The following is a 25,348-nucleotide window of genomic DNA, read 5'->3' on the forward strand; positions in this document are numbered from 1 at the left end:
GCAGAGTCCGTCGGCTGACGCGTCCGAAGCTGCGTCCGGTCCCTCCGGTGTGCAGACCGCGACCGAGGACGACATCGAGCCCGCCGAAACCGCCGCCGACTCAGTCGGTGAAGTCAGTGATCCGTCGACCGGTGATCAGCCCGTCGCCGAGCCCGGCCACGCCGGCCTCGCCGACCAAACCGTGTATCAGCCCGCGGGTTTCGCGCCGCCGGGTCAGTTCGCGCAGGGTGCTCCGTACTCGGTGCCCGATCCGTATCAGAACAGCGGCGCGCCGCCGATGAACGGCCCCGAGCAGCAGCCGTGGCCGAGCCAGCCGGGCGAGCAGCCGTGGCTGCCGGGTCAGCCGGGCGCCGAACAGCCCTACCCCGGCCCGCACGCGACCGGCGAGCAGCCGCAACCGGGCCTGCCGCCGCAGTACCCCGGCGCCGAACAGCAGCCGCAGTACCCGGGCGCCGAGGGCCAGCCCTACCCCGGACCCGAACAGCAGCAACAGTTCCCCGCGCCGGAGCAGGGGCCGCAGTCCGAGCCCATCTACAGCTGGGCGCCTCCGCCGCCGCCGATGTACCAGCAGCCGATGCAGGGTGGGATGCCCCTTGGCCAGCCCGAGCAGCAGGGACAGTTCCCCGGTCACCCGGGGCAGTTCCCGGGTCAGCTCGGCCAGCCGGGTCCGGCGGGTCCGCCGCCTGGACAGTGGCAGGGCGGTCCGCCCCCGCAGCAGCAACCGTTCCAGCCGCAGCACATGCAGGCACCGAACCAGCCCGGTCATTCGGTCAACGATCTGAACCTGCTCAAGCGGGCGCGCAAGTCACCGCGTAGCGGGTGGCGCAAGGCCGTGCACAAGGTGTCCGGCGGTGTGATCAATCCCGGTGAGTCGGCGGCCGATGTCGTCTACCGCGATCTCGGCGAGCGGGTCAACCAGCCCGTGCGCGGCGATTACCGGATCGCGATCCTCTCGCTCAAGGGCGGCGTCGGCAAGACCACCACCACGGTCGGTCTCGGCTCCACCTTCGCCTCCCAGCGCGGTGACCGCGTCATCGCCATCGACGCCAACCCCGACCTGGGCACCCTCGCCCACCGGGTGCCGCGCCAGACCCGCTCGACGGTGCGCAACCTGCTCGAAGACCAGCAGATCACCCGTTACTCCGATGTTCGCGCGCACACCTCGCAGGCCCCGAGCCGCCTGGAAGTGCTTGCCTCCGAACAGGATCCGGCCGTGTCGGAGGCCTTCAGCGAGGCCGACTACCGCAAGGCCATCGGCATCCTGCAGTCGTTCTACAACATCATCCTCACCGACTGCGGCACCGGTCTGATGCACTCGGCGATGTCGGGCGTGCTGGATATGGCGAGCTCGCTGGTGCTGGTCACCTCCCCCGCCATCGACGGTGCGCGCAGCGCCTCGGCGACGCTGGACTGGCTCGACCACCACGGCTACAGCAAGCTGGTCGAGCGCACCGTCGTCGTCGTGAACGCCTCGCGCCGTGGCGCGTCCACGGTCGACCTCGACCAGCTACGCAAGCTGTTCCTCGACCGCACCCGCGCCGTGCAGATCGTTCCGTTCGACGATCACCTGGCCGAGGGCGCCGAGATCGACCTCGAGCTGGTCAGCAAGCCGACGAGGCGGGCCCTGCTCGAACTGGCCGCGATGGTCGCCGACGACTTCAGCTACCACGGTCAGCCCCAGCAACAGCAGTATCAGCCCGGCCAGCCCTACCCGGGTCAGCAGTACCAGCCAGGCCAGTTCTGACGGAGCACGAATTCTCGGCGCGCGGGTCCGTCACCGCGCGATGACTTCGCGCGCCGCGGCCTCGAACGCGTCGAGCACCGTGGCGATGGCCGGGCTGCGGTGCGCCTGCGGGCGGGTGATGATCTCGTAGACCCTGGCCGCGCGGACCCCGGCAAGCGGTAGTACCGACAGGTCGGGGTGGGCTACGGCGTAGCGCGGCATCAGCGCGACACCGTAGCCGGAGGCCACGAGCGTCTCGATCACCCGGAACTCGTTGAGCCGCTGCGCGATCCGTGGCCGCACCCCGGTAACGGTGGCAATGGATTCGAGCACATCGTCGACCGGGAACCCACCGCGCACGCTCACCCACGTCTCATCGGCGAGTTCTTCCGGACGCACCGAAGACCGCCCGGCCAGCGGATGATCCGGCGCGACAACGACATCGATCGGCTCGCGCATCAGCACCCGCGCCGCCAGCCGCGGCGCGGACAGCGACGGCGCGCGTTCGTCGCGATGGGTGAGCACGATGTCGTAGTCGGCCAGCAGTTTCGACGCCTCACTCGGCGGCAGGTCCTCGTCACCCGCCACCAGCTCGACCCCGCTGGCGGCCAGCGTCGCCAGCACGGGCGGCAGCAGCAGCGCGGCCCCGGACGGGAACGACGCCACCCGCACCTGCCCGCGTGGTGAGCCCCGATAGTGGGCCATCTCCGCGGTGGCCCGCTCCATCGCGGCGAGCACGTCGTCGGCCCGCAACACCAGTGCCTGGCCCGCGTCGGTGAGCCGCACCCGGCGCCCGTCCGGTTCGAGCAGCGCGACCCCCGCCTCCCTGGCCAGCACCTTCAACTGCTGCGAGACCGCCGATGGCGTCATCGACAGCACTTCGGCGACAGCGGCGACGGTTCCACGGTCGGCCAACTCGCGCAGGATCCGCAATCGCTCGATCGAGAACATAAAGTAAAACTACGTTATTCGTCCACATTTATTCGATTGTGCTGATCTTTAGCGGCCCGCACGATAAGGGCGTGACCTCCCGTGACCGCCTGCTCGGACTGACCGTCGTCGTGCTCTGGGGCCTGAACTTCCTGGCCATCCGCATCGGCCTCGACCACTTCCCGCCCTTCTTCTTCGTCGCACTGCGCTTCGCCGTGATCGCGATCCCCGTGCTGATCTTCATCCCGCGCCCCGCCGTGCGCACCCGCTGGCTGCTGCTCTACGGCACCGGCTTCGGCATCCTGCAGTTCGCGTTCCTGTTCACGGCGATGCGCACCGGGATGCCGACCGGTCTCGCCTCACTGGTGCTGCAGTCGTCGGCGCCGTTCACGGTGGTGCTCGGCGCGGTACTGCTGCGCGAGCGGTTACGGCCCGTGCAGATGGCGGGCCTCGCCGTCGCCGTGCTCGGCATGGTGGTGATCGGCGCCGATCGGATGGCCGATTCCACCCTGCTACCCGTCCTGCTGACCCTGGCAGGCGGCCTCGGCTGGGCGTTCGGCAATATCGGCGCCCGCCAGGCCGGCGCCGATTCCCCCGGCTACAACCCGATGCACCTGACGCTGTGGATGTCGGTGGTCCCCGTGCTGCCGATGCTGGCCCTGTCGATGATTGTCGAGGGCCCTGGAACCGGTTTCCGCGCGATCGGTGCCGCGTTCTCCGCCGACGGCCTGCCCGCACTGGCCGCGCTCGCCTACATCGCCGTCCTCGCCACCGTCTGCGGATCCGGCCTGTGGACCTACCTGATGAGCCGCTACCCCGCGGGGACGGTCGCGCCGTTGTCGCTGCTCGTGCCGGTCGTCGGCATCGCGGCCGCCTGGGCGGTTTTCGACGAGCAGCCGTCGGTGGCCGCGCTGGTCGGCGGGGCGATCGTCATCGCGGGGGCCTTCGCGGCCACCACCGGCCGTGGGCTCACGAAGGCAGCGTCGCCCGCCCCCACTCCCGAATTGGCCCGAGCCTGAACCCGATTTCGACCCACGATCTCTCGAGCTCTGGCTAGCATGTGACCGGTCGCCGATGCGGTTGTTGTGCGACCGGTCGGTTTCGAGCTCGCGAACGACGCACAGGTCGATACAGCCAGGTCTTCGCCGCGCTCTAGAGTGATAGCAAATCCCAGGCAATATTCGAGCAAGGCAGCTGAACAGCATATGGCGGAACAGCGGTGGCCCATTTCGCGAAGGAACCTACTTCGCGGCACGGTCGCAGCGGGGGTGATATCGGCGGGGGCCGTAGCGGGAGCGCCGGGATTCGCCGCGCCACCCGGCCGACGGATCGCCGTCCTCGGCGGCGGTGTCGCCGGACTGACCGCCGCCCACGAATTGGCCGAGCGCGGGTTCGAAGTCACCGTGTACGAAGCGCGGGCGCTGGGCGGCAAGGCGCGCAGCATGGGCGTGCCGGGCACCGGCCGCGACGGCAGACCCGATCTGCCCGGCGAGCACGGGTTCCGCTTCTTCCCCGGCTTCTATCAGAACCTGCCCGACACGATGCGCCGAATTCCGTTCGCCGGCAACGCCGACGGCGTGTGGAACAACCTCGTGTCGGTGCCGGAGGCCAGGTTCTCGCGCCGCGACGGCGACGACATCCTGCTCGCCCTGCCCGACGGCATCACCGCCACACAGGCCACCCCGGATTCGATCAGGGAAACCCTGGCCGCCACCATCGCCACGACCGCCAGGATGTCGGCGGCGGAGGGCATGTTCTTCGCCAACCGGCTGATGGTGTTCAACACCAGCTGCGATGCCCGCCGATTCGGGCAGTGGGAGCACACCTCCTGGTACGACTTCGTGCGCGGGCACGAGCGTTCGCACGAGTTCCGCGCGGTCGTGTCCAGGTCGCTCACCTCCATCATGGTCGCCGCCAAGGAGAACCTGGCCAGTACCCGCACCATCGGCAGCATGGGCGAACAGTTCCTCGGCAATCCGCTCGGCCTCGGCAACGACGGCGGCCTGGACCGCGTGCTCAACAACGCGACCAACACCGCCTGGATCGACCCGTGGGTACGCCACCTGCGTGGCCTCGGCGTTCGTTTCGAACTCGGCGCACGGGTGAGCGAACTCGAGGTACGCGACCGGCGGATCCGCGCCGCGCGGATCACCGATGCCACGGGGGCGCGCACCGTCGAGGCCGACTATTTCGTGGTGGCGCTGCCCGTGGAACAGGCCAGAAAATTGTGGTCGTCGCAAGTGCTCGCCGTGGCGCCGGAACTCGCCGTGACGGAACGGCTCTTCGTCGATTGGATGAACGGAATGCAGATCTATTTCCGTGCGCCACTGCGTATTTCGCGCGGACACACAGCCTATGTGGATTCGCCGTGGTCACTCACCTCGATCAGCCAGAATCAGCTGTGGACCGACAAACTTCCCTCCTTCGGCGACGGGTCGGTGGCCGATTGTCTTTCGGTCGATATCTCCGATTGGAATTCGCCCGGAATGCTCTACGGCAAACCCGCCGTCGAATGCACCCACGAGGAGATCTTCCGCGAAGTCTGGGAGCAGCTGAGCAGCCATCTCAACGATCGCGAACAACTACTTCGCCCCGCCGACGTGCATTCCTGGTTTCTCGATCCGGGAATCACCTGGCAGGGCAGTCGCAACGCGAATGCCGACCCGTTGCTCATCAATACCGCGGGCTCGTGGGATGCCCGGCCGGAGCCGCACGGATCGATCGAGAACCTGTTCCTCGCCGGTGATTACGTGCGCACCGATATCGACCTGGCGACCATGGAGGGCGCCAACGAGTCGGCCCGCGCCGCGGTGAACGCGCTGCTCGACGTGGCGGGCTCATCGGCGCAGCGCTGCCGCGGTTTCCGCCTGCGCCGCACCCCCGAACTCGAGCCGCTGCGGCTCCTCGACATCGACCGCTACGCCAAGGGTCTGCCCAACCTTTTCGACGACCCGGCCTGACCCGGACGCAGCTCACACCGCTCCCGCACGCGCGCCCGGACGGTACGCACATAGACTCGCGGCGTGGCAGACATCTCGGTGCGTGGGCGATTGGCCTTGCGAGCAGCGGCGGCAGCGTCGTGGGCGTCGCAGAAGGCGGGTCGCGGCAAGGGTTCGATGATCGGCGGCTTGATCGCGTTGAAGATCGATCCGTCGATCATGACGCAGCTCGGACGCGGTCGGCGAACAGTGCTGATCACCGGCACGAACGGTAAGTCGACCACCACCAGGATGACGACCGCGGCGCTGGGCACGCTCGGCGATGTCGCCACTCAGGCCGACGGCGCCAACATGGACGCGGGCATCGTGGCCGCGCTCAGACTGCACCCCGGTGTGGCGCTTGCCGCGATCGAGGTCGACGAGCTGCATCTGCCGCACGTGAGCGATGCGCTCGACCCCGCCGCCGTGGTGCTGCTCAATCTCAGCCGCGACCAGCTCGACCGGGTCGGCGAGATCAACATGATCGAACGCAAGCTGCGCGCCGGGCTCTTGCGTCATCCGAACGCGGTCGTCATCGCCAACTGTGACGACGTGCTGGTGGCCTCCATCGCCTACGACCACCCGAATGTGGTGTGGGTGTCGGCGGGCAGCGGCTGGGCCGTCGACGCCACGAGTTGTCCGCGCAGCGGCGAGCCGATCGTCTGGGAGGGCGAGAACTGGCGCTCGACCGGCGCCGATTTCCACCGCCCGCAACCGGCGTGGTGGCTCGACGGCGAAGACCTGTGCGGCCCCGACGGTTTCCGCGCTCCGCTGCATCTGGCCCTGCCAGGTCGCGCGAATCGCGGCAATGCGGCCCAGGCCGTGGCCGCCGCGGTCGCGATGGGCGCCGAGCCGGCGAAGGCGACCGATGCCACCGGCACCGTGCGCGAGATCGCGGGCCGCTACCGCACCGTCACCGTCGGTGAACACGATGCCCGTCTGCTGCTGGCCAAGAACCCCGCGGGCTGGCAGGAAGCGCTGTCGATGATCGAGCCGACCTCGGCCGGTCTGGTGATCGCGGTGAACGGTCAGGTGCCCGATGGCGAGGACCTGTCGTGGCTGTGGGACGTGCGGTTCGAGCACTTCGAAGGCGTGCAGGTGGTCGCCTCGGGCGAGCGCGCCACCGACCTCGCGGTGCGCCTGACCTACGCCGGTGTCGAACACACGCTCATCCCGGATCCGGTGCGCGCCATCGCGTCCTGTCCCGCCGGGCACGTCGAGGTGCTGGCAAACTACACCGCGTTCCGCGATCTCAACCGTGACCTGGAGGCCCGCAAGTGAGCGAGTCAACCATTCGTATCGGCCTCGTCCTGCCCGACGTGATGGGCACCTACGGCGACGGCGGCAACGCTCTGGTCCTGCGCCAACGCCTGCGCATGCGCGGCTACGACGCGGAGATCATCGACATCACCCTCGCCGATCCCGTCCCCGACTCCTTCGACATCTACACCCTCGGCGGCGCCGAGGACTCCGCCCAGCGGCTGGCCACCCGTCATCTCCAGAAGTACCCCGGCCTCCAGCAGGCCGCCGCCAAGGGCGCTCCGGTCCTCGCCATCTGCGCCGCCATCCAGGTGCTCGGCAACTGGTACGAGACCTCGGCGGGCGAAAAGGTCGACGGCGTCAGCCTTTTCGACGTCACCACCTCCCCCCAGAAGATTCGCGCCATCGGCGAAGTGACAACCACTCCCCTCGTTGCCGGGCTCAAAGCACCCCTCACCGGGTTCGAAAACCACCGGGGCGGAACGACTCTCGGCGCCGACGCCACCCCGCTCGCCCGCGTCACCCGTGGTGTCGGCAACGGTGTCGGTGACGGCACCGAGGGCGTAGTCCAGGGTTCGGTCTTCGGCACCTATCTGCACGGCCCCGCGCTGGCCCGCAACCCCGAGCTGGCCGACCTCCTCATCTCCATGGCCCTCGGCATCCCGGCCGCCGAGCTGGCCCCCCTCGACCTCCCCGAGGTGGACCGACTCCGCAAGGAGCGCCTGCGCGCCTGAGTCAGCAGCGCAGCGAATCGACCTCGTACTGCAGGCAATACGGGTCGCGGGTGACCAGCGTCAGCTCCTCACAACGAGCCTGGGCGACCAGAATTCGGTCGAAGGGGTCACGATGGATCATCGGCAGACGTGCCGCCTCGATCGCATGGCGCGCATCGACCGCCGCAAGACGGTTCTGCTCGTCACCCACGGCACGCGTGACTCACTCGGCGGCGACCGCTGATCGCACCTGTCCACGGGTGATGAGCCAGCCGACGAGCCCCGCGAGCGGGAACATCAGCACGCCGTACACCGCGGCGGGAACGGCCATTTCGGTGCTGTCGAGCACGCTGATCGCGATGGTGATGGCGATCGTGCTGTTGTGGATGCCGACCTCGAACGAGCAGGCGATGGCCTGGCGGTCGGCGACGCCGAGCAGGCGCGGCAGGTAGTAGCCGACCGTCAGGCTGATCAGGCAGAACACGACGGTGATGGCTCCGACGTCGGCGAGCGAGCCGGCCAGCGTCTCGTGCTCGCCGGCGATGGTGCCGACGATCACCAGCAGCAGCGTGATCGCCGACCCGATGCGCACCGGCTTGTCCATCCGATCCGCGAACTCCGTCGACCAGCGGCGCACCAGCATGCCGAGGCCGACCGGAACCAGCACGATGGCGAACACCTGGATGACCTTGCTCAGCTGCAGACCGACCGAACTGTCCTCGCCGCTCGGCTCGAAGTAGCCGATGGCGAAGTTCGTCACCACCGGCACCGTGACGACCGCGATGATCGAATTGACCGCGGTCAGCGACACATTCAGCGCCACGTCGCCGCGGAACAGGTGGCTGAACAGGTTCGCAGTCGTCCCGCCGGGCGAGGCGGCGAGCAGCATCATGCCGACCGCCAGAATCGGCGTCAGGTCGAACAGCAGCACCAGACCGAACGCGACCACCGGTAGCACCAGCAATTGACACACCAGCGCGATGGCGACGATGCGCGGCGTCTTCGCGATCCGGGCGAAGTCGGCGCCGGTGAGCGAGAGCCCGAGGCCGAACATGATCACCGCCAGCGCCAACGGCAGACCGACTGATACCAGTGGAGAGTTCATAGCCACACACTTCTGGTCGAGCAGTCCGAGTCGAGGTACCGACCGGATTGAGACGCATCGGTCTCAATCACGCAGCGTAGCCACCTGTGACGCTCGTCGCAGTGAAATCGACAAGGTCTCACCCCGTCGAGACGACAGCCTCCGGGGCCGCGGCATGACTGCCGGTGCACAGATCGTGGACGAAGCGCATCTTCTCCAGCACCCGTTCGGGCAGGACGAAGGGGTACAGGTCGTCGCGGCCCATCGAGCGGTTGACCATGTTCAGCGACCAGGTCAGCGGCAGCCAGAGCTCGATGATCTTGTCGAACCCCGCGCGGCCGATCTGCGGGCGGTCGAGGGTAGCGCCCGCGGGTGCGAGGCCGAAGGCCGCCGCCGTATCGAGGGTGTCGCGGATGTGCAGATAGTGGGCGAAGGTCTCGGCCCAGTCCTCGGCGGCGTGCATGGTGGCGTAGGAGGAGACGTAGTCGCGTTTCCAGCCGCTGGGCGCGCCCTGGGAGTAGTGGCGGTCCAGGGCCGCCTGGTAGTCGGCGAAGGGATCGCCGAACAGGTCGCGAAAACGTTGCAGGGCGGCGTCATCGGCGACCAACACGGAGAAGTAGTAGTGCCCGGTCTCGTGCCGGAAGTGGCCGAGCAGAGTGCGGTACGGCTCGGCCATCTCGACGCGCAACTGCTCGCGGTGCGGGTCGTCGGCCTCGGCCAAGTCGAGGGTGACCACGCCGTTCATATGGCCGGTGAGCACGTCGTCGGTCCGGCTGGACAGCAGATCGAAGGCCAGCCCGCGCTCGGGATCCTCGTCGCGGCCGACGATCGGCAGCCCGAGCTCGACCAGTTCGAAGATCAATCGCCGTTTGGCCGTCTCGGCCTCGGCGAAGGCGGCGAGGCCGTCGGTATCGGTGTCGTTGGGCCTGGTCCTGGTGAGCTTGCACGACACACACAGACCGGGGCCGGACGCGTCACCGTCGACCAGCCAATTGCACTGCGCCACATGCAGGTTGTCGCACAGGCGGAAGCGGTCGCTGTCGACGACGCCCGCCACGTGGTCGATCGCCTCGTCACTCGGCGGGTCGCCGATCACCACCAGCGCACGCTCGCCGAGGCTGAAACCCAATGCGCTGCGGCACGATAGGCAGACCGAGTTCTCGAAAGCCAGCTGCTGACCACAATTCGGACAAACGAAGTCACGCACGGACTACACCTCCACCGGAGCTACATCGACCGACACCTTGATTGTGGACTGCTTGGCATCGGTGTAGATGATGCCACGCAGCGGCGGAACGTCCTGGTAATCGCGGCCCCACGCCACCGTCACGTACCGCTCGTCGGCGAACTGGTCGTTGGTGGGGTCGAAGGCGATCCAGCGGCCGGTGCGATCGGTGTCGTCGGTACCGGGCAACCACACCGCCGCCCAGGCGTGCGTGGCATCCACGCCGACCATGCGCTCCTTACCCGGAGGCGGGTCGGTGGCGAGGTAGCCGGAGACGTAGCGGGCGGCCAGGCCCTGCGAGCGCAGGCAGGCCGCGCCGATCCGGGCGAAGTCCTGGCAGACACCTTCGCGGGCGGCGAACACGTCGGCCACGCTGGTGCTCACCGTGGTGGAGCCCGAGCGGTACTGGAAGTCGTTGTGGATGCGCGTGTTCAGCTCGGTAACGGCTTCGAGCAGCGACCTGCCCGGCGGGAAACTCTCCGCCGCGTAGACGATCACGTCGGGGGTGATCTCGGGTGGGAGCAGGTCGAGGGTGAACTCGACGGCGAGCGGTCCGGTGTCGGTGCTCGGACGTGCCGCCTCCCACGGCATATCGACGCCCGGCATGCTCCCCGGGTGTTCGCCGTCGACATCGACCAGGGACTCACCGGTGACTTCGAGATTGCGATGCTCGGAGGTCACGTGGAAATACGTCGTGGTGTTGCCGTAGACGTCGGTGCCCACCGAGCGGTCCGAGGGGACGGGGTCGATGTAGATCTCGTGCTCGAGCAAGCGCTGGCCCGGGTACTCGCGCGGGGTGAGGTACGCGCGACCGTAGGAGCTGGTCACCTCGTCGGAGTAGCTGTAGGTGGTGCGGTGCACCACCATGTATCGCCGGGTCATCCGACCATCCTGGTGTTACCCCAGAGGGGCTGGATGCCCGCCGGGACAGCGAGTTTGGTGGTTTCGAACGATTCGGCCAGCTTGCGCAGTCGCAAGTGCACCCCCTCCAGCAGTTCCACCAGCTCGGTCCGTACGCCGTCGTCATCGGTGTTCTCCAGGTCGGCCGGGTCGACCCGGCGCAGCATGCGCTGAGCATCGGCGAGCAGCCGCTGCGGGCGCGAGACGCCGGAACCGCCCGGCAGTGCCTGGAAATCGGCCTCGAGACGGTCGAGCTGATAGATCAGCGAACGCGGATTGCCCGCATCGAACAGCAACAATCCCGCCAGCGCTGCAACGCGCGGCGCACCACGATGGCGGCGACGGTAACTCACCGCCGACTCGGTCGCGGTGAGCACGGCCTCGGCGACCACTCCTTGCGCCTCGGCCGAACTCCGCTGCCCCAGAGCGGCATTGATCAGCGACGTCACGGCGAGCCCACGCTCGATCCGTTTGCCGATGTCCATGACGTACCAGCCGGTGTCGCGCACCATCGACTCGGCCCCGATCCCCGACAGCGACAGCAACGCCGCCAGCGTCAGCGAATGCACCGCCGACAGCGCCGTCTCCTGGTCGGTACTGGCACTGCGGAATTCGGCCAGCGCGCGATCGACAGCACCGACGATCATCCAGGTGTCACCGGAGAGCTGATCGCGCACCGCCCGCGCGGCGGACCCGTAGTGATCCACCGCGTACGACAACGACCCGGCCAGCTCACGATCCCCGGTCACCGAAGCCAGATACTGGAAGCCCTCGGCCGAAGCCCCCGCCACCGCACGTCGCGCGGCGACACCCTCTTGACCACTGGAATCCATCGGGCGATGGGTGAACTGGCCCTGCGCCTGCCGCGACCGAGCGAGAACCGGCTCGGGCTCGGGCTCGGGAACCGGCTCCGGACCACGTTCGGGCGTGACGCCGGTGGTGCGCAACGCGCGCGCCAGCGCACTGGTTCCTGCCCGCTCCCAAGGCGCCTCCGCCTCATCGACCCCGGAATCGGGTTCCGGCTCGCCAGCTGTGGATTGATCCTGTCCGGCGCTCTGGCTCTGCACCGCCGACTGTGCTGCCTTCGGCTCGGACGGAGCGTCGTGACGCACCGCGCCCGTTGCTTCTTCGTCGCTCGATGACGGGGTGTCGCGAGCGGGTTCTTCGACACCTGCCGAATCATCCTGCTCAGCAGCGGAATTCGAAACCTTCGCGGCAGCGTCATCTTGGGACCGCACCGCTGTCAGCTGACCGATTCCGTCGGGCAGCACCGACTGCGGAGCGACGGTGCCCGTGGTGATCGACAGGGCGCGCATGAGGATCGGCAAGGCTTCGGCGCCGTCCAGCCAGGGGCGGTAGCGGTAGTCCCGATAGACGTCATGGGTGGCGGCGAGCAAGCGCACCACCGACTCGGCGCGTTCGCTGTAGCGGCCCATCCAGAACAGGTCGTTGAGCACACGCGGTGAACTGATCGCCTCGACGACCGGCACCGCCCTGCGCGACCGCTCCTCTGGCGGCGCTTCCGAACCCACCGCGGGCACGGTGGCCGGGGCCGCGCGCACCCACACGTCCTTGGCGGCGACCTTGATCACGCTGCGGGTCGGTTCGAGCCGCATGCGCTGCTGGCCGAGTCCACCCGACATCGCCGTATAGCCGCCCCGCCTGGCCAGCGAGAACAACCGCATGCCCACCGGCGCGGGCGCCAACCCCGCCGGGCCGTCGACCGCGGGCGCGACCGAGAACTCGGCGGGTTCCTGCCCCACCCACTTCCACCGTTCGACCTCGATCCGGGCGGCGAGGTCGGCGCGTTCGGCCGCCGACAGGCTCGGTCCGAAGATCGTGGAGCCGTCGACGGCGGAGCGCAGCACCAGATCACCGACGTGCGACACCAGGTGCGCGCGTTCGGTGTCGTCGCCACCCCAGTACGTGGGGGTCGCGTCGAGCAACAGATCCTCGCCGAGCACCGAGCGGGCGATGCGCGGCAGGAACGGGCTCAGCGCGGGCGATTCCAGCAGCCCGCTGCCGAGGGTGTTCACCACCGTCACCGCTCCGCGGCGCAGCACCTCGACCAGACCCACCACACCCAGCCGCGAATCGGGTCGCAGATCCAGCGGGTCGGAGAACTCGGCGTCGACGCGCCGCAGCACCACATCGACCCGTTCCAAGCTGCCGAGCGAGCGCATCCACAACGCGCCGTCGCGCACCACCAGGTCGGAGCTCTCGACCAGTGGAAAACCGAGCATCTGCGCGAGATATGCCTGGTCGAAAGCGGTTTCGGAATGCGAACCCGGGCTGAGCACGACGACGACCGGCTCTTCCTCGTCGGCCAGCTCGGGCGCCGCCTCCTCGAGCATCAACCGCATGGCCCTGGCGAACGGGCTGAGCGGACGCGGCCCCGCGTGCTCGAAAGCCTCGGGGATCGCCGAGGCCACCACGCGCCGGTCGGCCAAGGCGTAGCCGGCGCCCGAAGGAGCCTGCGCCCAGTCGGCCAGCACCCGGAACTGCCCGTCACTCCAACGGCTGATGTCACAGGCATGCAGGAACAGTTGGTGGGTGCCGGGGATCGTGATGCCGTGCGCGGCCCGCACATACCCGGTATTGCCGAACACCACCTCCGGCGGCAGCAGACCCGAGCTCAGCAGTCGGCGCGGGCCGTACACATCGGTGAGCACCTCGTCGAGCACCAGCGAGCGCTGCACCAGCCCGGTTTCCAGGCGGGTCCAGTCCTCGGCGGAGACCAGCAGCGGAATCGGATCGAGGCGCCACGGTTGCGGTATCGCGGTGTCGTCCTCGCCGCCGAGACCGACCTCGGTGTAGGTGACGCCGTCGTCCTCGATCTGTCTGCGTACCCGGTGATCGATCCGATCGATCCCGCCGATCCCCTGATCGATGAAGTCGGCGGACAGCTCCGACCACATCGACCGCACCCGCCCGCGCCCGTCGACCAACTCGTCGTAATAGCCCGTGGTCGGCCTGCCGCACTCGTCGAAGCGCGAACCCGCCGAGCTTTCAACCCGATACCGCGCGAACTGCTCGGCAACCTGAGCGCGTACGCCCGATCCCTGCCGATTCCCGCCCCGTTGCGCTTCGTCGCGCTGAGCCACCGAGCCTCCTGTGTTGATTGCGGCTGGCGCCAAATGACCGACTATGTACCCCACACGGTTCGTGCGCGGCGTAGGTCAAGGATGCCTGGTGCTCCGACATCGGTCGACTGTGCCGAGATCTTCGCACGGAGTTCGGCGGGATCCATCGGGTTCACCGTATGGCCGGCGGCCTCGAAACGGCGATTTCGGCGTGACTGGGCCGCGACCGCGTTGACCGGTGCGTCGTCGTAGGCCCGGCCGCCGGGGTGCACGACGTGGTAGGTGCAGCCGCCGCGGGAGATACCCGTCGCGACGTCGACCAGGTCGAACACCAGGGGCGCGTCGACGGTGATCGAGGGGTGCAGGGAGTTCGGCGGCTGCCAGGCGCGGTAGCGCACGCCCGCTACCTGCACGTCGGATTTGTCGGTGGCCAGCAGTGGTACCGGCATGCCGTTGCAGGTCAGGACGTAGCGGCCGCGGTCGGCGCCGACCAACCGCACCTGCAACCGTTCCACCGAGGAGTCGACGTAGCGAGCGGTGCCCTGGCCGGTGGTCTGTTCGCCGAGGGTGAGCCACGGTTCGATCGCGCCGCGCAGTTCCAGCTCCGCCTCACCGATCATGGCGGTGCCGATGCGGGGGAAGCGGAACTCGGTGAACGGGTCGAGCCAGGCGGTGTCGAAGTCGACGCCCGCCGCGCGCAGGTCGGCGGCCACCTCGGCGATGTCGTTCATCAGGAAGTGCGGCAGCAGATAGCGACCGTGCAGGTTGGACCCGTGGCGGATCAGCGGCGCGCGCAGCGGCTTGTCCCAGAACATCGCGACCAGGCCGCGCACCAGCAGCGACTGCACCATCGCCATCTGGAAATGCGGCGGCATCTCGAAGCCGCGCAGCTCCAGCAGTCCGAGTCGACCGCGGGCCGAGTCGGGGCTGTACAGCTTGTCGATGCAGAACTCGGCGCGGTGGGTGTTGCCGGTGAGATCGGTGAGCAGATGCCGCAGCGCGCGGTCGATATGCCAAGGGGCCGACTGGATTTCGTAGGGCGTCGGACCGGGGGCTTGCTCGGCGGTGAGCCGGGCGACCTCGGCGAAGGCGATCTCGAGTTCGTAGAGCGCGCCTTCACGACCCTCGTCCGCGCGGGGCGCCTGCGAGGTCGGGCCGACGAACCGACCCGCGAACAGGTACGACAGCGCGGGATGACGCTGCCAGTAGGTGAGCATGGAGACCAGCAGGTCGGGGCGGCGCAGCATCGGCGAACGCGCCGGGGTGACCCCACCGAGGGTGATGTGGTTGCCGCCGCCGGTACCGCCGTGCGTGCCGTCCACGTCGAAGGATTCCGTGCTCAGCCGGGCGAGCCTGGCCTGCTCGTACAGGGTGTTGAGCACCTCGGCCTGCTCGGCGAACGAGCTGGTCGGCATGATGTTCACCTCGATCACGCCGGGGTCGGGCGTCACCGAGAACGTCTGCAGCCGAGCGTCACTCGGCGGCGCGTAGCCCTCGAGCACCACCGGCTGCCCGATCGCCACCGCCGCCGCCTCGACCTTGGCGATCAGATCGAGGAAGTCGTCGAGCTCGGTGACCGGCGGCAGGAACACATGCAGCCGCCCCTGCCTGACCTCGGCGACAAGTGCGGTCGTCGGCGTGAAATCGGCGGACTCCACCGCGGCGGGCGGCTCGACCCGTTCCGCGCGCAGCGGTTGCTGGTAGAGCGGGTCGCTGTCGGGCAGGATCGGCGGTGCGTGCCAGGACACCGACCCGATCGGAAGACGCAGTCCGGCAGGCGAATCGCCATCGGCCAACACGATCCGACCGCGACCGCCCTCGGCCCGTCCACGACGCAGCTGCCAGTCGGCACTGGCCCAGCCCGCCCCGTCGGCCCGCCGGTGAATCGGCAGCACATACGCCGACGGCTGATCGACCGACTCCTCCAAACTCTCGAGCAATACCCGCCGCACCTCGGGCGAGTCCTCGGTCGGGTCGATATCGGCGGGCGGCGGATCGCCGTACGGCGCGCTCACTGTCGCCGCCAAGCGCGCCAACGGATCCTCGAACGCGGGCCGCACCTGCGCATCGGGCAAGCCGAGGGTGCCCGCGATCTCGGCGATCAAGGCCTTGGCCGCACCGATCTCGGCGGCGGGCACCCGGTCGTGGATCACCCCGGCGGCCGAGTTGCTCGGCTGGGAGCGGGTCAGCTGGATGTGCGGGTGGGCCGTCTGCGGCGCACTCCCGGATCTCCTGTCCTTCTTGCCGCGAACTTTCTTTATCCCCAGGATCCTTCGCAGTTCGTCCGCGGCCTTCTCGGCGGCCTCGGCCGACGCCTTCGCTTCCCGCTTCGACACCTCGGCCTTCGTCACCGGGCGATCACTGCCACCGGCGTCGGCGCAGGCCTGCTGGCTCTCCGCGGTGCGGCGATGCTCGGCGGCGACCAACTCGACGGGCTCGTCGATCAGCACCGGTCCGTCGCCGGACTCCACCTCTTCGAGACCCTCGACCTCGACGGCAGGTTCTGCGTCCTGCGCGAGATCGCCCGCATCGGCATCGTCGACCAGATCGGCACCGCTCATCTCGCCGTCGCGTCGGAAGTCGTCATCGTCGGCGAGGCCGAGCGCGACGACCGCGGCAGCGACTTCGTCACCACCGACCCGACGACGCGGGTCGAGGACCGGGACCATGTCGACAGGGACGACCGTGGGCGGGCGCTCATCGAGCACCGATACCGCGTCGACCGACGCGGGCACGTCATCGGCCGCGATCGGGCCGGACTCGTCCGCCAGGCCGAGCGCGACCACGGCGGTCGCGACCTCGGCACCGGCCGGTGCGTATCCATTCGAGGGGGTGGCCCCCGCCGTTTCGGTGGCACCCCGCGGGGCCGGTGTCTGCCGCGAAACCGGCGTCCACGGATCGGTGAGCAGGTCCTGCCGCTGCCAGATCGGCACGCCATCGGCCCGCCAGGCGATCGCGATCTCCCAGCGGGGCAACGGTTCTCCGGGATACCACTTGCCCTGCCGGTACTGCACGATGCCGGTCGGCGCGTAGATCGAGCGGAGGCGGTCGGCGAGGTCGACGGCGCGCTCACGTTTGTGCCTACCGTCGGCGTCGGTGGTCCACTGAGCGCTGACCTGGTCATCGATGGAGACGAAGGTCGGCTCACCGCCCATCGTGAGGCCCACGTCGGCCCCCGCCATCCGGGCGTCGATCGCGGCGCCGGAGGCGACGATGCGTTCCCACTGAGAATCGGTGTAGGGCAGCGTGACTCGCGGGTCCTCGTGGATCCGGCGAACCACATTGCTGAAGTCGAGGGTGGCCTCGGTGATCCCGGTCGCGCCGGTGATCGGGGCGGCGGCCCCGGGATGCGGGGTGGCGGCGAGCGGAATGTGGCCTTCACCCGCGAACAGGCCGGAGGTGGGATCCATCCCGACCCAGCCAGCGCCGGGCAGATACACCTCGGTCCAGGCGTGCAGGTCGGTGAAGTCCGCGGTCGGGCCGGACGGACCGTCCAGCGACGGCACGTCGGAGGTGAGCTGGACCAGGTAGCCGGACACGAAACGGGCGGCCAATCCCAGCTCACGCAGCACACCGACCAGCAACCAGGCCGAGTCACGGCAGGATCCGAGCGCGGTGCGCAGCGTGTGGTCGGGCGTCTGCACACCCGCCTCCATGCGCACCGTGTAGTCGACGGCGTTGCGCAGCGCGTAGTTGAGTTCGACGAGGTAGTCGATGGCACGAGTCGGGCCCTGCGGGCGGTGCGCCTGCGCCCAGTCGCGCAGCAACTTCCCCGGCCCGCTGCCCGGCTCCGCCTCGTCGACGCGCCGCAGATAGGGCCCGAGATCCTCGGCGAGTGCGGTGTCGTACTCGAACGGGAAGAACTCGGCGTAGTCCTCGATGAAGAAGTCGAACGGGTTGACCACCTCGAGGTCGGCGATCAATCCGACGGTGATCGACAACTCCTTCGTCGGATTCGGAAACACCAGGCGCGCAACGAAATTGCCGAACGCGTCCTGCTGCCAGTTGACGAAGTGCTCGGCCGGTGACACCTCGAGCGAATACGCCTCGATCGGTGTGCGCGAATGCGGTGCGGGGCGCAACCGCACTTCATGCGGATGCACCTCGACGAGACGATCGAAGGAATATGCCGTGCGGTGCTCGAGTGACACCTTGATGCCCATTCACCAAGTTGACCACATACCCCCGGCACCGCGCGGGCCGACGAAACCGGAGTTTCCCGACCGGCCCCCCTTTCGAAACACCGCGGTAATAGCCGACCGAGACCCGCGGTGCCAGCCGCTAGAGTGACAGCGTGAGCTACGACCACATCCTGCTGCCGTCCGGCGTCGCCAGCTCTGTCGACGAAATCGACGCCTACCTGGCCGCCCAGGAAGGCTTGACCGAGTCCGAACCGATCGCCGAGATCGCGGCCGAGTTGAACGCGCGCAACGCCGAACTGCCGGTGGACGACTCGTTCCTCAGCGTCGAATCCGTCGGCGGCCCCAGCGGCGACACGCTCTACATCCCCTCGCCGTACGACGCCATCGGCTTCGTCCGCAACCTGCTCTTCGACCTCGCCACCCCGCGCGGCTACGCCGTCTACGATCCGCAGCTGACCTGGATCATCGACCCGGCCGACCACATCGCGATCAATGTCACGCACGGCGGCGCGGGCGAATTCCCCTATATCACCGAGGAATTGGCGCATCAGTGGGTCGCCGGGCTCGCCGCCCCCAACCCGTACCTCATCGTCGAGCAGGGCGAACAGCGCTACATCCAGACCTACCGCGACGCGAGCGGCCCCTACACCCTCGAATACCGCGACGGCGCCCCCGACCGACATTTCGGCACGACCCTCGACGACCCGGCGGAGGTCGCCCGCATCATCTGGGAGTGGGCCAACGGTAAGCCCGCCACCAGCGAGGGCGTCACCTGGACCCGCGTCGAGCTCTGATCCTCGTCGGTCCTACAACGTCCGCCTGCCGGAAAGCGCCCGGCCGAGGGTCAATTCGTCGGCGAATTCCAAATCGCCGCCCATCGGCAGCCCGGAGGCCAACCGGGTGACGGTGAGTCCGGGGAAATCGCGCAGCATCCGCACGAGATAGGTGGCCGTCGCCTCGCCCTCGGTATTCGGGTCGGTCGCGATGATCACCTCGCTCACATCGATGCCGTCTTCCTGATTGCCGATGCGGGTCAGCAACTCCCTGATCCGCAACTGATCGGGCCCCACGCCGCTGAGCGGATCGAGCGCACCGCCGAGCACGTGGTAGCGACCACGGAACTCGCGGGTGCGCTCGATGGCCTGCACATCCTTGGGTTCCTCGACCACACAGATCATGGTGCGGTCGCGGCGTGGGTCGGCACAGATCCGGCACAGCTCACCATCGGCGACGGTGCCGCACGAGACGCAGAACTGGACGCCGTCGCGCACCTTCTGCAGGGCGGCCTGCAGACGGTCGATATCCGGCGGCTCCACTTGCAGTAGATGAAAAGCGATGCGCTGTGCGCTCTTCGGACCGACGCCGGGCAGTTTGCCCAGCTCGTCGATCAGATCCTGAACCGGCCCCTCATACATCAGAAGTCGGGCAGACCGGGCATCGAACCGCCGCCGAGGCCCTGTGACAGCGGGCCGAGGCGCTCGGCCGCGAGCTGCTGCGCATTGGCCATCGCGTCGTTGATCGCGCCGATCACCAGGTCCTGCAGTCCGTCGACATCGTCCGGATCGACCACCTTCGGGTCGATCGTCAGTGCGATCACCTCGCCGCTGACCTTGATCGTGGCCTGCACCAGACCGCCACCGGCCTGACCGGCCACCTCGGTCTCGGCGAGCTCGGCCTGCGCCTGCATCACTGCCTGCTGCATCTGCTGAGCCTGGGCGAGCAGTGCCTGCATATCGAACTGACCATCACCGGGTTGCACAACGCTCCTGTATTTTCGGCGGCTGGCGCCGCGGGGTTTTCGGCCCTGGGGGCCTCGCACCCGAGGGACGATACTGCGCCTTCGGCGTTCCGTCTCGCCCCTCGGGTGCGAGGCGGCCGAAAACCGTGGGGTACGTCGGGTGCGGGGCATGGCCGCGTGCGGTTGCCAGTTTAGTCGTGGGAAACGGTCACTGAAACGATGGCTCCGCCGGGGAATCGCGCATACGATCATGCAAGCTCGGGCAATGATTCAGCAATCTCTAGGAGATCAGATGAATGCATCCTGTGCGCGCCTGGCATCGATATCAGCCGTGTTCGCATCTGTCGCTAGCCTGCTTCTTCTTGCACCCACGGCCGCATCGGCCGATTCCGGAACCGACATCAAGAACTACGGCAACGGCTGCGTTCTCGACCCTGGCAATCGGGCGGCGACCGTTGATTCGCTGCGCTTTCGCTGCAGTGTCACCCAGCAGGACCAGATCTACCGGGACGCACAGGCGGGCGCGGTGGCCAACGGCGTCACCAACGGCTGGGTGACCCGCCCGCCGCAACTCGGAGCGGCCGCACCGGCGCTGTGGATCGGCAAAGTGTTCCGCACCGGGCCCGACGGCGGCACACTGACCAACCGGGTCACCGGCGCCGGGATCGAGGCGTTCCCGGCCGATGTCTATCGAGCACCGTCGATCCTCGACGGCGCCCCCACCTGGGCGCTGAACTACGCGCCCTCACCCACCCCGCAGGTCTACGACGAGATCCGTGAGGTCACCCCGGGCGTCTGGTTCGGCTATTCGTGGTGGCGTGAGGGTGAGTGGCCGTTGCTCGCCGCTTTCGTCCTGACGCCCGCCTGATCGTTGTTGACCCTCCACCCGCTGGAGGGTGTTGTCTGGACGTCATGACAGCAACCGTGGCGATCGGAGAGTTCGCCCGCCTCACCCACCTGAGCGTCAAGACGCTGCGGTATTACCACGAGATCGAGCTACTCGAGCCGGTCGAGGTAGACGCGGGTACCGGCTATCGCCGATATTCCACCGACCAGGTGGAGCAGGCCCATCTGATCCGCCGCCTGCGCGACCTGGACATGCCGCTCCCGGAGATCCGCACCGTGCTCGCCACCGCGGATCTCGGCGAGCGGGACACCGCGCTGCGGGCGCACCTGATCAGGATGGAGGCCGCGCTCGAACGCACCCGCGAGGTGGTGGTCTCGCTGCGTGCCCTGCTCACCGCACCCTCATCACCGATCGAGGTCGACTACCGGATCGAGCCCGCGTTCACGGCGCTCACGGTCACCGACCGGATCGAGCGCATCGCCATCGCCGACTGGTGCGGCACCGCGTTCGAGCAGTTGTACACGACCCTGCTCGCCTCGGGCGTCGACCCGGGAGGGGTTGCGGGAGCGACATATTCGAACGAATTCTTCACCGACGACAACGGTGCGGTCACCGCGTTCGTGCCGTTACCGCCCGGCGCGGAGTTGGTCCCCACCGGCGCCTTCGCAGTAGTCGAATTCCCGGCCCGCCACTTCGCCGTGGCCGTCCACGACGGCCCGTTCGAAGACTTCGACCGCACCTATGGCGCGCTCGGCAGCCACGTCGCCGAGCACGGCGCCGCGCTGCCGGACGAACCGGTCCGCGAGCGCTACCTCGTCGGACCGGACACCACCGATAACCAGGCCGACTACCGCACCGAGGTGTGCTGGCCGATCACCGAAGGAGAAATCTGATGCCCATCGCTCTGGCGAACATCACCATGGACTGCCACAACGCCACCGCCCAGGCCGAGTTCTACGCACAACTGCTCGACGTGCCCGTCGACCCGGAGGCATCGCCGTTCTTCGCCACCGTCGGCAAATCCGCCGGCCTCGCCCCGATCCTGATGTTCATCCAGGTCCCCGACAAGACCCCTGGCAAAAATGTGGTCCACCTGGATTTCCACACGGCGGAGTGGGCCGACTACATCGAACGCGCAGTCAGCCTGGGCGGCAAGCACATCGGCGATTTCGACGAGTACGGCATCCAGTGGACCACCCTCGCCGACCCCGAAGGAAACCTCTTCGACATCGGCAAGGACTGACCCGTGAACTGAGCTCAGGCCAGTTCGCGCGAGAGGTTGCCCAGTACCTCGGCCTGGATCTTCTTCAGGCCGAGCGGGGCGAAGATGCCCTCGAAAATGCCCGAAATGCCGCCCGCACCCTTCCAGGTGGTCTCGACGGTGACCTTCGAGCCGGTGCCGTCGGGGGTGACGGTCCAGGTGTTGACCATGGTGGAGTTGGCGTCGCGTTCGGTGAGCACCGAATCCGCCACTGTCACGGTCGCGCGCACGTTGCGTGAGCGCTTCTCGGTGGCCTGCAGCGTCCACTCCACCACGGTGCCGGCACCGTTGCCGCCTTCGACAACCTTGTAGTCGCGGTAGTGCGAGGAAAGAATGCGCGGCCGGATCGTCTCGTAATCGCCGATCGCTGCGAGCGTGCGCTGCGGATCCGCGGCGACGACGATCGAACTGCTGGCGCTGACCTGTCCCACTGTTGACTCCTTGCTGGGGGGTGTGGCGATATCTCGACCGTGTTACATCCTGCCCTGTCCCCGACCGGTTCACCCGACCAGGTCGGGGCGGTGCGGGAACATATACGTGACATTTTGTCGCGGCACGCAAGTATCCGGTGGCCCGGCGGACACGGTCGTACTAGCGTCAAAGGGTGGCAGTGAGTCTTTTGGGTAGGGCTGGTCACGAACCGGCCACACGCGAGTCCGGATATGCCGCGCATCGGGCGGGTGTGGAGCGACTGCTGGAAAGCTATCGCGCCATTCCATCCGGCGCCGTGGTCAGACTGGCGAAGAAGACATCGAACTTGTTCCGGGCCAGGGCGGCACCCACCGCGCCCGGTCTCGACGTGTCCGGCCTCGGGCAGGTGATCGCGGTGGACCCGCAGGCCCGCACGGCCGACGTCGCGGGCATGACCACCTACGAGGACCTGGTGGCGGCCACCCTCCCCTACGGGCTGGCACCGCTGGTGGTGCCCCAACTCAAGACCATCACCCTGGGCGGCGCGGTGACCGGCCTCGGCATCGAATCGACCTCGTTCCGCAACGGTCTGCCCCACGAATCCGTCCTGGAAATGGACATTTTGACCGGATCCGGCGAGATCGTCACCGCGACGCCCACCGGCGAGCACGCCGACCTGTTCCACGGCTTCCCCAACTCCTACGGCACTCTCGGCTACTCCGTCCGGCTCGAGATCGAGCTCGAACCCGTCCTGCCGTTCGTGGAACTGCGGCACGTGCGCTTTCACGACCTGCGCGAACTGGAAGCCGAACTCGACCGGATCGTCATCGAACGCCGCTTCGAGGGTGAAGAAGTCGACTACATCGACGGCGTGGTGTTCAGCGCGGGCGAGAGTTATCTCACTCTGGGTCGCCAGACCGACGAGCCGGGCCCGGTCAGCGACTACACCGGTATGGACATCTTCTACCGCTCCCTGCAGCACCCCGACGGCGTGACGCGCGATCGGCTCACCATCCACGACTACCTGTGGCGCTGGGACACCGACTGGTTCTGGTGCTCACGCGCGTTCGGCGCCCAGAATCCGAAGATTCGCAGACTCTGGCCGAAGTCGAAGCGCCGCAGCAGTTTCTACTGGAAACTGGTCGCGCTCGATCGCAAGTACCACATCGATGATCGCAGGCAGGCCCGCAAGGGCAATCCCCCGCAGGAACGCGTCGTGCAGGACATCGAGGTACCGGTGCAGCACACCGCCGACTTCGTCGAATGGTTCCTGCGGGAAATACCGATCGAGCCGATCTGGTTGTGCCCATTGCGCTTGCGTGCGCTCGACGACGCGCCGGCCACGGACGGCGCGCGTCCGTGGCCGCTGTATCCGCTCGAGCCACAGCGCACCTACGTCAATGTCGGATTCTGGTCGGCGGTGCCGACCGAGCGAGGTCAACCGGAAGGGGCGGCCAACCGCGCCATCGAGAAGATCGTGTCCGCGTTCGACGGACACAAATCGCTCTACTCGGACTCCTACTACGACGAGGCAGAGTTCGCCGAGCTCTACGGCGGCGACACCTATACCGAACTGAAGACCCGTTACGACCCGGACCAACGACTGCTGAATCTGTATTCGAAGGCGGTGCAACGCAAGTGACGACATTCAAGGACCGATCCGAGGTATTGGCAGAGCTGGGGACCCGGCTCAACATCGCCGAGGTCGTCGAAAGCCTGGTAGACGGCGAGATCCCCGTGCGCGTGACCGCCTACGACGGCAGCGCGACCGGCCCGGAGAACGCGCCGTACACCCTCGAGATCAAGACCCCACGCGGCATCAACTACCTGGCGGGCGCCCCCGGCGACCTCGGGATGGCGCGGGCCTACATCGCCGGGGACATGATCGCCGAGGGGGTGCATCCCGGTGACCCGTACGACATCTTGAAAGCCATGCAGGACATGAAGTTCCATCGTCCTTCGGCATTGTCGCTGGTCACCATCGCCCGATCGCTGGGCTGGGAGCGGCTCAAGCCGATCGCGCCTCCGCCGCAGGAGACGCTGCCGCGCTGGCGCCGGATCGCACTGGAAGGCTTGCGCCACTCCAAGACTCGCGATGCCGAGGCGATCCACCACCATTACGACGTCTCCAACAAGTTCTATGAGTACGTCCTCGGCTCGTCGATGACCTACACCTGCGCGGTGTACGGCGACGAGAACTGGACGCTCGAGCAGGCACAGGAGAACAAGTACCGCCTGATCTTCGAGAAGCTGCGGTTGAAGGAAGGCGACCGGCTGCTCGACATCGGCTGCGGCTGGGGCGGCATGGTCCGCTACGCGGCACGCCGCGGCGTGCAGGTGATCGGGGCGACCTTGTCGGCCGAACAGGCCGCCTGGGCGCAGCAGAAGATCGCCGAGGAAGGTCTGAGCGAGCTTGCCGAGGTCAGGCACAGCGACTACCGCGACATCCCCGAGGGCGAATTCGACGCCGTCTCCTCGATCGGCCTCACCGAACACATCGGCGTGCACAACTACCCGTTCTACTTCGGCTACATCAAGGACAAGCTGCGGGTGGGCGGGCTGTTCCTCAATCACTGCATCACCCGCCACGACAACACCCGCACCACCAAGGCGGGCGATTTCATCGACCGCTACGTCTTCCCCGACGGGGAGCTGATCGGTTCGGGCCGCATCATCTCCGATATCCAGAACGTCGGCCTCGAAGTGCTGCACGAGGAGAACCTGCGCGAGCACTACGCGCTGACGCTGCACGAATGGTGCAAGAACCTGGTCACCAATTGGGACGCGGCCGTCGCCGAGGTCGGCGAGGGCACCGCGAAGGTGTGGGGGCTGTACATGGCGGGCTGTCGACTCGGCTTCCAGCGCAATGTGATCCAGCTGCACCATGTGCTCGGTGTGAAGCTCGATTCGAACGGCGCCTGGGATGTCCCGTTGCGTCCGTGGTGGCAGCCGTAGCGTTTGCCGTGTTCTCGGCGCGCCTTCGCCGATGGACTGACCGAAGGGTGCGACGAAGGAGTACCCGTAGGGAGGGAAGAGGTGAAGTTCAGCGCCGA

The 25,348-nt window shown here is 67.9% G+C and carries 21 protein-coding genes; 11 read left to right on the plus strand and 10 right to left on the minus strand.

Annotation, left to right across the window (positions count from 1 at the left end):
- Nucleotides 1–277 precede the first annotated feature (277 nt).
- A complete protein-coding gene (locus NS1_RS30880) occupies nucleotides 278–1,744 on the plus strand; it encodes a MinD/ParA family ATP-binding protein (protein WP_373864377.1) in 1,467 nt (488 codons plus the stop codon).
- A 30-nt stretch (nucleotides 1,745–1,774) separates the two neighbouring features.
- On the opposite strand, the gene NS1_RS30885 is transcribed toward NS1_RS30880, so the two are convergent.
- Nucleotides 1,775–2,674, minus strand: a complete 900-nt coding sequence (locus tag NS1_RS30885) for a LysR family transcriptional regulator (protein WP_062990171.1) — start codon at nucleotides 2,672–2,674, stop codon at nucleotides 1,775–1,777.
- A gap of 71 nt (nucleotides 2,675–2,745) precedes the next feature.
- On the opposite strand from NS1_RS30885, the gene NS1_RS30890 reads away from it, so the two are divergent.
- The 4 genes from NS1_RS30890 (at nucleotide 2,746) to NS1_RS30905 (ending at nucleotide 7,625) form a co-directional block, all read left to right on the plus strand.
- The gene (locus tag NS1_RS30890; protein ID WP_062990173.1) at nucleotides 2,746–3,672 is read left to right on the plus strand and encodes an EamA family transporter; all 927 of its coding nucleotides are present in this window, start codon (nucleotides 2,746–2,748) and stop codon (nucleotides 3,670–3,672) included.
- A gap of 186 nt (nucleotides 3,673–3,858) precedes the next feature.
- Nucleotides 3,859–5,613, plus strand: a complete 1,755-nt coding sequence (locus NS1_RS30895) for a hydroxysqualene dehydroxylase (RefSeq protein WP_062990175.1) — start codon at nucleotides 3,859–3,861, stop codon at nucleotides 5,611–5,613.
- Between the two features lie 63 nt (nucleotides 5,614–5,676).
- A complete protein-coding gene (locus NS1_RS30900) occupies nucleotides 5,677–6,912 on the plus strand; it encodes a MurT ligase domain-containing protein (RefSeq protein ID WP_062990177.1) in 1,236 nt (411 codons plus the stop codon).
- Nucleotides 6,909–7,625, plus strand: a complete 717-nt coding sequence (locus NS1_RS30905; RefSeq protein ID WP_062990179.1) for a type 1 glutamine amidotransferase — start codon at nucleotides 6,909–6,911, stop codon at nucleotides 7,623–7,625. The genes NS1_RS30900 and NS1_RS30905 overlap by 4 nt, the downstream gene beginning before the upstream one ends.
- Nucleotide 7,626: 1 nt before the next feature.
- On the opposite strand, the gene NS1_RS30910 is transcribed toward NS1_RS30905, so the two are convergent.
- The 6 genes from NS1_RS30910 to NS1_RS41940 form a co-directional block, all read right to left on the minus strand.
- Nucleotides 7,627–7,815 carry a type II toxin-antitoxin system VapC family toxin gene (locus tag NS1_RS30910; RefSeq protein ID WP_218019990.1) on the minus strand — a complete coding sequence of 63 codons (189 nt, stop codon included), beginning with the start codon at nucleotides 7,813–7,815 and terminating at the stop codon, nucleotides 7,627–7,629.
- Nucleotides 7,816–7,827: 12 nt separating this feature from the next.
- Nucleotides 7,828–8,709: a bile acid:sodium symporter family protein gene (locus NS1_RS30915; protein ID WP_062990181.1), complete on the minus strand. Its 882-nt coding sequence runs from the start codon at nucleotides 8,707–8,709 to the stop codon at nucleotides 7,828–7,830.
- A 118-nt stretch (nucleotides 8,710–8,827) separates the two neighbouring features.
- On the minus strand, nucleotides 8,828–9,895 hold the full coding sequence (locus tag NS1_RS30920; protein WP_062990183.1) for a zinc-binding metallopeptidase family protein: 1,068 nt from the start codon (nucleotides 9,893–9,895) through the stop codon (nucleotides 8,828–8,830).
- A 3-nt stretch (nucleotides 9,896–9,898) separates the two neighbouring features.
- On the minus strand, nucleotides 9,899–10,795 hold the full coding sequence (locus NS1_RS30925) for a transglutaminase family protein (RefSeq protein ID WP_062990186.1): 897 nt from the start codon (nucleotides 10,793–10,795) through the stop codon (nucleotides 9,899–9,901).
- On the minus strand, nucleotides 10,792–13,917 hold the full coding sequence (locus NS1_RS30930; RefSeq protein ID WP_062990188.1) for a circularly permuted type 2 ATP-grasp protein: 3,126 nt from the start codon (nucleotides 13,915–13,917) through the stop codon (nucleotides 10,792–10,794). Before NS1_RS30930 ends, NS1_RS30925 begins: the two co-directional genes overlap by 4 nt.
- A gap of 41 nt (nucleotides 13,918–13,958) precedes the next feature.
- Nucleotides 13,959–18,059, minus strand: coding sequence for a transglutaminase family protein (locus NS1_RS41940; protein WP_062990190.1), 4,101 nt, complete (start codon nucleotides 18,057–18,059; stop codon nucleotides 13,959–13,961).
- Nucleotides 18,060–18,190: 131 nt separating this feature from the next.
- On the opposite strand from NS1_RS41940, the gene NS1_RS30940 reads away from it, so the two are divergent.
- A complete protein-coding gene (locus tag NS1_RS30940; RefSeq protein WP_062990192.1) occupies nucleotides 18,191–18,832 on the plus strand; it encodes a hypothetical protein in 642 nt (213 codons plus the stop codon).
- A gap of 12 nt (nucleotides 18,833–18,844) precedes the next feature.
- Here NS1_RS30940 and recR read toward each other — a convergent pair whose 3' ends face one another.
- Together recR and NS1_RS30950 are read right to left on the minus strand one after the other, a co-directional pair.
- Nucleotides 18,845–19,453, minus strand: coding sequence for a recombination mediator RecR (gene recR / locus NS1_RS30945; protein ID WP_056822003.1), 609 nt, complete (start codon nucleotides 19,451–19,453; stop codon nucleotides 18,845–18,847).
- Complete coding sequence (locus NS1_RS30950; protein WP_082843781.1) at nucleotides 19,453–19,797, minus strand: YbaB/EbfC family nucleoid-associated protein; 345 nt, start codon at nucleotides 19,795–19,797, stop codon at nucleotides 19,453–19,455. Before NS1_RS30950 ends, recR begins: the two co-directional genes overlap by 1 nt.
- Before the next feature lie 271 nt (nucleotides 19,798–20,068).
- Here NS1_RS30950 and NS1_RS30955 point away from each other — a divergent pair, with 271 nt between their 5' ends.
- The 3 genes from NS1_RS30955 to NS1_RS30965 are packed head-to-tail and all read left to right on the plus strand — an operon-like array spanning nucleotide 20,069 to nucleotide 21,866.
- Nucleotides 20,069–20,644: a hypothetical protein gene (locus NS1_RS30955; RefSeq protein ID WP_062990194.1), complete on the plus strand. Its 576-nt coding sequence runs from the start codon at nucleotides 20,069–20,071 to the stop codon at nucleotides 20,642–20,644.
- Between the two features lie 44 nt (nucleotides 20,645–20,688).
- Nucleotides 20,689–21,516 carry a MerR family transcriptional regulator gene (locus NS1_RS30960; protein WP_062990196.1) on the plus strand — a complete coding sequence of 276 codons (828 nt, stop codon included), beginning with the start codon at nucleotides 20,689–20,691 and terminating at the stop codon, nucleotides 21,514–21,516.
- A complete protein-coding gene (locus NS1_RS30965; RefSeq protein ID WP_056822010.1) occupies nucleotides 21,516–21,866 on the plus strand; it encodes a VOC family protein in 351 nt (116 codons plus the stop codon). Before NS1_RS30960 ends, NS1_RS30965 begins: the two co-directional genes overlap by 1 nt.
- Before the next feature lie 14 nt (nucleotides 21,867–21,880).
- On the opposite strand, the gene NS1_RS30970 is transcribed toward NS1_RS30965, so the two are convergent.
- The gene (locus NS1_RS30970; RefSeq protein WP_056822013.1) at nucleotides 21,881–22,315 is read right to left on the minus strand and encodes an SRPBCC family protein; all 435 of its coding nucleotides are present in this window, start codon (nucleotides 22,313–22,315) and stop codon (nucleotides 21,881–21,883) included.
- A gap of 179 nt (nucleotides 22,316–22,494) precedes the next feature.
- Here NS1_RS30970 and NS1_RS30975 point away from each other — a divergent pair, with 179 nt between their 5' ends.
- Together NS1_RS30975 and NS1_RS30980 are read left to right on the plus strand one after the other, a co-directional pair.
- On the plus strand, nucleotides 22,495–23,937 hold the full coding sequence (locus NS1_RS30975) for an FAD-binding oxidoreductase (RefSeq protein ID WP_084504669.1): 1,443 nt from the start codon (nucleotides 22,495–22,497) through the stop codon (nucleotides 23,935–23,937).
- Nucleotides 23,934–25,250 carry a class I SAM-dependent methyltransferase gene (locus NS1_RS30980; RefSeq protein WP_062990200.1) on the plus strand — a complete coding sequence of 439 codons (1,317 nt, stop codon included), beginning with the start codon at nucleotides 23,934–23,936 and terminating at the stop codon, nucleotides 25,248–25,250. The genes NS1_RS30975 and NS1_RS30980 overlap by 4 nt, the downstream gene beginning before the upstream one ends.
- Nucleotides 25,251–25,348: the final 98 nt, after the last annotated feature.

The organism is Nocardia salmonicida NBRC 13393 (assembly GCF_001613085.1).
In the GTDB taxonomy this organism is placed as follows: domain Bacteria; phylum Actinomycetota; class Actinomycetes; order Mycobacteriales; family Mycobacteriaceae; genus Nocardia; species Nocardia salmonicida.

Bases quoted from the DNA above. Each gene is read 5' to 3' on its own strand.
- NS1_RS30880 (WP_373864377.1), top strand. From the start codon at position 278: ATGAACGGCCCCGAGCAGCAGCCGTGGCCGAGCCAGCCGGGCGAGCAG.
- NS1_RS30885 (WP_062990171.1), bottom strand. From the start codon at position 2,674: ATGTTCTCGATCGAGCGATTGCGGATCCTGCGCGAGTTGGCCGACCGT.
- NS1_RS30895 (WP_062990175.1), top strand. From the start codon at position 3,859: ATGGCGGAACAGCGGTGGCCCATTTCGCGAAGGAACCTACTTCGCGGC.
- NS1_RS30915 (WP_062990181.1), bottom strand. From the start codon at position 8,709: ATGAACTCTCCACTGGTATCAGTCGGTCTGCCGTTGGCGCTGGCGGTG.
- NS1_RS30925 (WP_062990186.1), bottom strand. From the start codon at position 10,795: ATGACCCGGCGATACATGGTGGTGCACCGCACCACCTACAGCTACTCC.
- NS1_RS41940 (WP_062990190.1), bottom strand. From the start codon at position 18,059: ATGGGCATCAAGGTGTCACTCGAGCACCGCACGGCATATTCCTTCGAT.
- recR (WP_056822003.1), bottom strand. From the start codon at position 19,453: ATGTATGAGGGGCCGGTTCAGGATCTGATCGACGAGCTGGGCAAACTG.
- NS1_RS30955 (WP_062990194.1), top strand. From the start codon at position 20,069: ATGAATGCATCCTGTGCGCGCCTGGCATCGATATCAGCCGTGTTCGCA.
- NS1_RS30960 (WP_062990196.1), top strand. From the start codon at position 20,689: ATGACAGCAACCGTGGCGATCGGAGAGTTCGCCCGCCTCACCCACCTG.
- NS1_RS30965 (WP_056822010.1), top strand. From the start codon at position 21,516: ATGCCCATCGCTCTGGCGAACATCACCATGGACTGCCACAACGCCACC.